The following is a 7,470-nucleotide window of genomic DNA, read 5'->3' as shown; positions in this document are numbered from 1 at the left end:
GGAGCGGCGGCGGCGCTCAGAGGCCGAAATAGGCCTCGTGCACGGCGTCGCTCGCCTCCAGCTCGGCGCGCGTGCCGGAAAGCCGCACCCGCCCGCCATCGATCAGGTAGCCCCGATCGGCCAGCGGCAGGAAAGCGACGTTCTGTTCGGCGATCAGCAGCGTCATCCCGCCGGTGATCGCGGTCTTCAGAACATCGACCACCTGCTTGACGAAGACCGGCGCAAGGCCGGACGAGGGCTCGTCCATCAGCAGCAGTTTCGGCTCGGAGACCAGCACCTTGGCGATGCCGAGCATCTTGCGCTGCCCGCCCGACAAGCTGGAGGCGAGATCGCGCCGCTTGCCGGCGAGCGCGGGAAACAGTTCGTAGAGCCGGCCGCTGCGCCGCCGCACCTCGGCGGCCGAGAGGAAATAGCCGCCGAGGCGGATATTCTCCTCGATGGTCAGGCCGGGAAACACGCCGAGTTCGGACATGAAGGCGATGCCGCGGCGGATGCGCTGGTCCGGCGGCAGCGCGCCGACCGGCTCGCCATCGAACGTGATCGTCCCGCCGGTGCAGGGCAGCAGCCCGATGATCGTGCGCAGCAGCGTGGTCTTGCCGGCGCTGTTGGCGCCAAGCAGGATCACCGTCTCGCCCGCGTCCACCGCGAGGTCGATGCCCCAGAGAACCTGCATCGGGCCATATCCGGACTCGACGCCCTTGAGTGCGAGAAGGGTCATGCCGTCAGCCTCCGATGAACGCGGCAACCACGTCCGGGTCCTGCGATGCCGCCTTGAGCGAGCCCTCGAACAGCATCCGCCCCGCGCCCAGCACGATCACCCGGTCGGTGATGCGGTTGAGGAAATCGAGCAGATGCTCGACGACGATGAGCGCGATGCCCTGCGCGGCGAGCGATTTCAGCAGCTCGGCGATGCCCCCGAGTTCCGCCGGATTGAGCCCGGCGCCGATCTCGTCGATCAGCAGCAGCCGCGGATTGGTCGCCAGCGCGCGGCCGAGATCGAGCATCTTCTGCTGGTTGACGGTCAGCGCCCCGGCGATCGCGTCGGCCTGGTCGGCGAGCCCGATGCCGGCGAGAATCTCGTCGATATCAACCGCGCCGCGCCCGGCGAAGGTCGCGGCAACCTCGATATTCTCGCGCACCCGCATCGCCCGAAAACATTTCGGCACCTGGAAGCTGCGGTTGATGCCGAGCCGGGCGATGCGAAACAGCTTCAGGCGCTGGATTTCCCGCCCCTCGAACAGGATGCGCCCGGCATCGGCCTGGTGCACGCCGGAGATGACGTTGATCGTCGTCGTCTTGCCCGAGCCGTTGGGCCCGACGAGCCCGACAATCTCGCCCGCGGACACCGAGAAACTCTGCCGGTCGAGCACGGTGAGCCCGCCGAAGCGCTTGCTCACCCCTTCCAGCCGCAGCAGCGGTTCAGAGGACATCGACATTTCTCCGGATCAGCAGCGACATCAGGCCATTGGGCAGGAACAGCACCAGCAGCACGATCAGCAGCCCGTAGAGCAGCTCGAAATATTGCGGCGCCGAAACGCCGATCACCGCGTAGAACGCATAGAGCAAGGCAGCGCCGAGCAGCGGCCCGATCACCGTACCAACCCCGCCGAACAGGGCGAAGACGATGGCGAAGACCGAAATCTGCAACGTGAACACCGCATCGGGATAGAAGACCGAAAGGTTCCACGCATAGGCGCCGCCGGCCAGCCCGGCGATGCCGGCAGAAGCCAGCCACACGATGAGGCGCTCGCGCACGATATCCACACCCGCGAGCCCCGCGCTGATCGGGTCCTGATGCATCGCCCGCAGCCCGAGCCCGAAGCGCGAACGCCGGAAATACGCGGCAAGCCCGGTGGCGAGCAGCAGCACCGCCAACATCGTCGCATAGCTCGCCGTCGGCGCGTAGACCTGCTCGATCTTCACGCCATAAGGCCCGCCGGTCACATGCTTCAGCGCCTCGTTCGCCACCACGTAATAGATGATCTGCGAGGCGGCGAGATTGGCGATCGAGAAATATGCGCCCGAGAGCCGCAGCAGCGGCCCGAGAATGAGCCCGACCACGACCGCCGCCAGCCCGCCACCGAGCACACAGACCAGCACCGGCATTCCGGTGAACGTCACCAGCAGCGAGGTGGCGTAGGCGCCGGTGCCGAAGAAGCCGACATAGCCGAACGGCAGATACCCGGTGAACCCGTAAAGCAGGTTCAGCCCCTGGGCGAGCGCCATGAAGGTCATCATGGTGAACAGCACGGACTGGTTGCCATAGACATGCGGCAGCACCAGAAACATGGCGGCGAGAATGGCCAGCACCGCGGCCGGATAACGCACAGTATTGTCCTGCTTACGCACTGCGCACCGCCTTGCCGAGCAGGCCGGAGGGCCGGATCAGCACGATGACGAGCAGCAGCGCATAGGGCACGAGATTCGACCACGAGGCGTAATAGGTCTGCATCAGCATCGTTCCCACGCCGAACACGAGGCCGCCGACCACTGTGCCGAGCGGATTGCCGAGCGAGCCGATGATGATGATGGCGAACGACGTCGTGGTCAGGCTGTCGCCGATCGAGGGCGACACCGAGCCGACCATGTAGGGCACGAACACGCCGGCGATCCCGGCCAGCGACAGGCCGATCATGAAGGCGATCGCCGAAACCCGGTCGACATCGATGCCGGTGGCGCGCGCCTCGTCGCGGTCGGCCATGATCGCGCGCGTCGCGAAGCCGAGCCGCGTGCGGGTGAAATAGAGCCAGAGCCCGCCGATGCAGAGAATGCTCACCGCCGCCGCGACCCACCAGCTATCCGGAAATTCCTGGCCGAACACGCCGATATTCCCCGACCCCAGCGCCTCGCCGGGCAACGAGCGCTGGTCCGCGCCGAAAATGAAGAGCATCACCGCCTCGATCATCTGGGCGATGCCGAAGAACAAGATGAACGACAGCATCTCCGGGTCCTGGCTGCGCTGCAACCGCGGCACCACGCCGTAATACAGCGGATACCCGATCAGAATTCCGCCCAGAACCGCCAGCGGAATGCCGAAGATCGGGTTGAGGTGAAGCTCGTGCACCAGCAGCCACGCGCCGAACCCGCCCAGCATGATGAACTGGCCATGGGCGAGGTTGATCATCCGCATCACGCCGAAGACGAGATTGAGACCGATGCCGACGAGGCTGAAGAAGATGCCGTAGAGAATGCCGCCGATCAGCGCGTATTCGAGAAGTGCCAACGGCGCGCCCTTTCTTGCAGGGAAGGTGGAAACCAGTGGTCCGGATAGACGAAAGATCCCGGCCCGTCACGGGCCGGGATCCGGCGTTTCATACCGGGCCGCTCAGTGGCGCGGCGCGGGGTAGACCATCGTGCCGGTCGCCTTGTCCTGCGGATAGACCACGACGATCTTGTTGCTCTTGCCGGAGGGAACGAGCTGCGCGACCGGCAGCAGCTCGCCGAGCTGGGCGCCGTTCGCGTTGATCTTGAACTTGCCGAGCACCGTCGTCGTCTTGCCGGACATGTCCATCAGCGCCTGATGGAACGCGAGCTGCGAGAATTTCGGCGCGGTGCCGAGCATGTCCTGCATGATCAGGCCGGTGTTGTAGCCGGCGGCGTCGAGGAAATTCGGCGCGTTATGCGTCGCCGCGGTGAAATCCTTCACGAAGGTCGCGGTGTTCGGGCCATAGGTGGTCTTGGCGAAGCTCACCAGCGGCGGCGTCGGATAGGTGTAGGTGTAGGCGAGGGTTTTCGCGCCGACATTCTTCGTCATCAGGGCGAGAAGCTGGCCGGGGAAAATGGTGAACGTCATCTTGAAATGCAGGCCGCTGCCGGCCAGCGTGTGCAGGAAGGCGATGTCGTTCGGCGGATAGCCGAACTCGATCACCGCGTCCGGCCGGTGCGCCGCGATCGTGTGCAGCAGCACGGTGTAGTTGGACTCGCTGGTCGGCACGCCGTGATAATAAACCGGCGTGACGCCGCCCTGCTTCAGCGTCGCCTTCAGGGTTTCGGCCTGCGACGCGTCGAAATCGTTCGAATCGTAGATGACGGCGATGCGCTTGATCTTGTGATCGAGCAGGAAATGGCCGAGCGGCAGCGGCCACACCGTGGAGGCGGGAATGCTGACATCGGCGAGATAATCGGTCTTCTTGGTGAAGAAGTTCGCCCCCGAGCCGGTCGGGTCGATCAGCAGCATGTGGTGCTCGGCGGCCAGCGGAATCGCGACCGAGGTCAGCACCGAGCCGAAATCGGCGACCAGCAGGTTCACATGGTCCTGGGTGATGAGCTGGTTGTAGAGCGTCGTCGCGGTCGAGGTCGAGCTCTGGTCGTCATAGGCGACGATCTTGACCGGAATCTTCTTGTTGAACGCCTTGACGAAGACGCCGCCGGACTTGTTCACGGTATCCGCCCAGTATTCGAGCCCGTGATACTGCCCCTCGGACGCCACCGCGAAAGACCCGCTGCTCGCATAGAGGGTGCCGATCTTCAGAACCGACGGCGCCGTCGCCGCGGCGGCCTGGCCGATGCCGGCCAGCGCCAGGCCCGAGGCGAGAATTCCCGCCGCGCAAGCACCCAAGGCGCGTTTGAATTGTGCCCGCATGATTACTTTCCTTAATGAAAAAGCCAGTCAAGGCCAGTTGTAAAAAACGAGGCGTCGTTATTACCATAGCGGCGGCGCGGTCAATACTCATGATTCGTAAATATGCCGTGAGCGCGAACGCCCCGCGCGCGGCAATGCGGATCGCCACCCGCTCGGCAATTGCAACGATCTCCGCGCGCGGCCGCCTGAGCGGCCCGTATTATTTATTGTCCTCGAAATGTATCCCGATCTTCAACGCGCCCGTGTCGATCCGGCCTGCAGACGGCCGGCCGATGCGCGCGCCGCCCTCGTTACGCAGGCGGGAGATGAGCCCTACCCGGTCAATTAGTCTATATTTTAATCATATGATGATTTTATACTCTATTACTGACCAAAAACAACCCTGACCCAGTCTTATTCTGCATATTTTTTGTTATTTGCCCGTTGTTGCACCAGATCGAATGGCCTATTTTTTCTCCATTCAGGCCGGATCTGGCAATTCCGTCATCCGGCCCGCCCTTTTCAAATGGAGACCGCGCATGATCCGAATGAAAACGCTGCTTCGTGCCGTTGGGGCGCTTGCGGGTGTCGGGCTCGCAGGCCTGGCCACTGCACATGCGGCCTCCCCCGCCTTGCCGCCGAACATCGCGAAATCGGGCACCCTGCGCATCTGCAGCGCCGTCAACCTGCCGCCCATGGAGTTCATGAACGCCGCGACGCGGCCGACCGGCCTCGACATCGATCTCGGCGATGCCATCGCGAAGCGTCTCGGCGTCAAGACCGACTGGATCAACATGCCCTTCGCCGGGTTGATCCCCGCCCTGCTCGCCTCGCATTGCGACATCATCATGTCGCAGCTCTTCATCAAGCCGGGCCGGCTGAAGGTGATCGACGAAATCCCCTACATGGTCTCGCACGAAGCCGTTCTGGTGAAACCGGGCGCGAAGCCGGTTCCCTCGCTCGAAAACCTCTCCGGCAAGAAGGTCGCCACCGTCACCGGCACCACCGCAACGGTGCTGCTGAACGCCGCGAACGCCAAACTGCACGCGGCCGGCAAGCCGCCGATCGACATCGTGATGTTCCCCGAAAACACCCAGGCATTGCAGCAGCTCCAGTTCGGCCAGGTCGCGGCCTATGGCGTCGCCTATGAAACCGCGCGCTACTACATCCACAAGGCGCCCGGGCAATTCGCGATGGGTGGCCCGCCCTACTACACGATCGCCACCGGCATCGGCATCCGCAAGAACGAGGCAGTCCTCAACAAGGCGATCGGCTCAACCCTCGCCGGCATGATGAAGGATGGCAGCTACGCGGCGCTCTTTCGCAAATGGTCTCTCGGCATCGACATGCTGAAGCCCGGTTGAGCACGGAGCATCGAGGTGCATTTCGACTGGGCCTATTTCTGGCATCAGCTGCTGGAGCCGAACGGCGCGTTCCTGCAGGGGCTCTGGCTGACGATCATGATCAGCATCGGCGGGCAGGCGATCGGGCTTGCGATCGGCCTGCCCGCCGCCCTCGCCCGGCGCTCCACCACCCGCGCCCTGCAATGGCCGGCGCGCGCCTACATTTTCCTGATGCGCGGCACGCCCTTGCTGGTGCAGATCGTCTTCATCTACACGGGCCTCGCCGCCGCCGGCATTCTCCGCTTCCACGACCTCCATCTCGGCGGAATGATCCTCGCCGGCAACGTGCAGGCCGGCATCCTCGCGCTCGGCCTGAACGAGGGCGCCTACATGGCCGAGATCTTCCGCGCCGGCATCGACGCGATCGATCGCGGCCAGACCGAAGCCGCGAAATCCCTCGGCATGGTGCCCCGGCAAATCCTGCGTCATGTGGTGCTGCCCCAGGCCCTGCGCGTGGTTCTGCTGCCGATCGGCAACCAGTTCAACATCATGCTGAAGAACTCGACGCTCGTCAGCGTGATCGGCGTCTCCGAAATGCTGCTCGTCACCGAGACGATCAATTCGGCCACGTTCCGCACCTTCGAGCTTTATTCGGTGCTCGCCCTCTACTTCCTCGCGCTGACGACGATCTGGGGCCTGGTGATGGCCGCGATCGAGCGCCGGATGGACCATGCGCCCGGCGACGACGCGGTGGAAACCATCCCTCACCCCCTGCCGGAGTCCGCCTGATGCAGCCCCTCCTGATCGAAGCCGAAGACGTCGAAAAGCGGTTCGGCAATACGAAAGTGCTCGATCGCGTCAGCTTCGGCGTCCGCCGCGGCGAGACCGTGGTGCTGATCGGCTCCTCCGGCTCGGGCAAGACCACCCTGCTCCGCTGCATCAACCATCTGGAAACGATCGACAACGGCCGCATCGTGGTCAATGGCGGGCTCATCGGCTTTCGCGAGCAGAATGGAAAACTGGTCGAAGACCGCGAGATCAACATCGCGCGCCAGCGGCGGGATGTCGGCATGGTGTTCCAGCGCTTCAACCTGTTCGCGAACCTCAACGTGATCGACAACATCACCCTCGCACCGGTGAAGGTGCGCGGCCGGCCCCGCGCCGAGGCGGTGGCGCAGGCCGAGGCGCTGCTCGCGCGCGTCGGCCTCGCGCACAAGGCAAGGGCGATGCCCGCCTCGCTCTCCGGCGGCCAGCAGCAGCGCGTCGCCATCGCCCGCGCGCTGGCGATGCAGCCGGCGGTCATGCTCTTCGACGAACCCACCTCCGCGCTCGACCCCGAAATGGTGGGCGAGGTGCTCGCGGTGATGCGCGACCTCGCGCAGGACGGCATGACGATGATGATCGTCACGCACGAAATGGGCTTTGCCCGCAACGTGGCCGACCGGATCATCGTGATGGATCGCGGCCGCATCGTCGAGGACGGCCCGCCTGCCGCCCTGTTCGAACAGCCCGCGCACCCGAAGACGCGCGCGCTGCTCGTGGGGCGGCCCGCATGACCCCGGGCGG

8 protein-coding genes are annotated in these 7,470 nt (G+C 64.7%); 3 read left to right on the top strand and 5 right to left on the bottom strand.

Translation table 11 applies throughout. The features are described 5' to 3' along the window. Positions 1-16: 16 nt before the first annotated feature. From ACIDOCELLA78_RS93765 to ACIDOCELLA78_RS93745, 5 genes are all read right to left on the bottom strand, one after another. The gene (locus tag ACIDOCELLA78_RS93765) at positions 17-718 is read right to left on the bottom strand and encodes an ABC transporter ATP-binding protein (RefSeq protein ID WP_201729461.1); all 702 of its coding nucleotides are present in this window, start codon (positions 716-718) and stop codon (positions 17-19) included. A gap of 4 nt (positions 719-722) precedes the next feature. After that, on the bottom strand, positions 723-1,430 hold the full coding sequence (locus ACIDOCELLA78_RS93760) for an ABC transporter ATP-binding protein (RefSeq protein ID WP_201729460.1): 708 nt from the start codon (positions 1,428-1,430) through the stop codon (positions 723-725). After that, positions 1,420-2,328 (bottom strand): branched-chain amino acid ABC transporter permease, encoded by a 909-nt coding sequence (locus tag ACIDOCELLA78_RS93755; protein ID WP_201729459.1) that lies wholly within the window; start codon positions 2,326-2,328, stop codon positions 1,420-1,422. The genes ACIDOCELLA78_RS93760 and ACIDOCELLA78_RS93755 overlap by 11 nt, the downstream gene beginning before the upstream one ends. Positions 2,329-2,341: 13 nt before the next feature. Next, positions 2,342-3,223: a branched-chain amino acid ABC transporter permease gene (locus tag ACIDOCELLA78_RS93750; RefSeq protein ID WP_201729458.1), complete on the bottom strand. Its 882-nt coding sequence runs from the start codon at positions 3,221-3,223 to the stop codon at positions 2,342-2,344. Positions 3,224-3,325: 102 nt separating this feature from the next. Continuing rightward, positions 3,326-4,582 carry an ABC transporter substrate-binding protein gene (locus ACIDOCELLA78_RS93745; protein ID WP_201729457.1) on the bottom strand — a complete coding sequence of 419 codons (1,257 nt, stop codon included), beginning with the start codon at positions 4,580-4,582 and terminating at the stop codon, positions 3,326-3,328. Between the two features lie 518 nt (positions 4,583-5,100). On the opposite strand from ACIDOCELLA78_RS93745, the gene ACIDOCELLA78_RS93740 reads away from it, so the two are divergent. Genes ACIDOCELLA78_RS93740 through ACIDOCELLA78_RS93730 form a run of 3 tightly spaced genes read left to right on the top strand, consistent with a single transcriptional unit; the run spans position 5,101 to position 7,460 of the window. Next, a complete protein-coding gene (locus ACIDOCELLA78_RS93740; protein ID WP_201729456.1) occupies positions 5,101-5,925 on the top strand; it encodes an ABC transporter substrate-binding protein in 825 nt (274 codons plus the stop codon). A 15-nt stretch (positions 5,926-5,940) separates the two neighbouring features. Further along, positions 5,941-6,693: an amino acid ABC transporter permease gene (locus ACIDOCELLA78_RS93735; protein ID WP_201729455.1), complete on the top strand. Its 753-nt coding sequence runs from the start codon at positions 5,941-5,943 to the stop codon at positions 6,691-6,693. Next, positions 6,693-7,460, top strand: a complete 768-nt coding sequence (locus ACIDOCELLA78_RS93730) for an amino acid ABC transporter ATP-binding protein (protein WP_249676441.1) — start codon at positions 6,693-6,695, stop codon at positions 7,458-7,460. The genes ACIDOCELLA78_RS93735 and ACIDOCELLA78_RS93730 overlap by 1 nt, the downstream gene beginning before the upstream one ends. Positions 7,461-7,470 lie beyond the last annotated feature (10 nt).

Source organism: Acidocella sp. C78 (assembly GCF_907164655.1).
This window is presented reverse-complemented; position numbering and strand designations above follow the sequence as displayed.

What these genes read in the sequence shown, in the direction of transcription:
- ACIDOCELLA78_RS93765 (WP_201729461.1), bottom strand. Translation starts at nt 718, where the DNA reads ATGACCCTTCTCGCACTCAAGGGCGTCGAGTCCGGATATGGCCCGATG.
- ACIDOCELLA78_RS93730 (WP_249676441.1), top strand. Translation starts at nt 6,693, where the DNA reads ATGCAGCCCCTCCTGATCGAAGCCGAAGACGTCGAAAAGCGGTTCGGC.
- ACIDOCELLA78_RS93745 (WP_201729457.1), bottom strand. Translation starts at nt 4,582, where the DNA reads ATGCGGGCACAATTCAAACGCGCCTTGGGTGCTTGCGCGGCGGGAATT.
- ACIDOCELLA78_RS93740 (WP_201729456.1), top strand. Translation starts at nt 5,101, where the DNA reads ATGATCCGAATGAAAACGCTGCTTCGTGCCGTTGGGGCGCTTGCGGGT.
- ACIDOCELLA78_RS93760 (WP_201729460.1), bottom strand. Translation starts at nt 1,430, where the DNA reads ATGTCCTCTGAACCGCTGCTGCGGCTGGAAGGGGTGAGCAAGCGCTTC.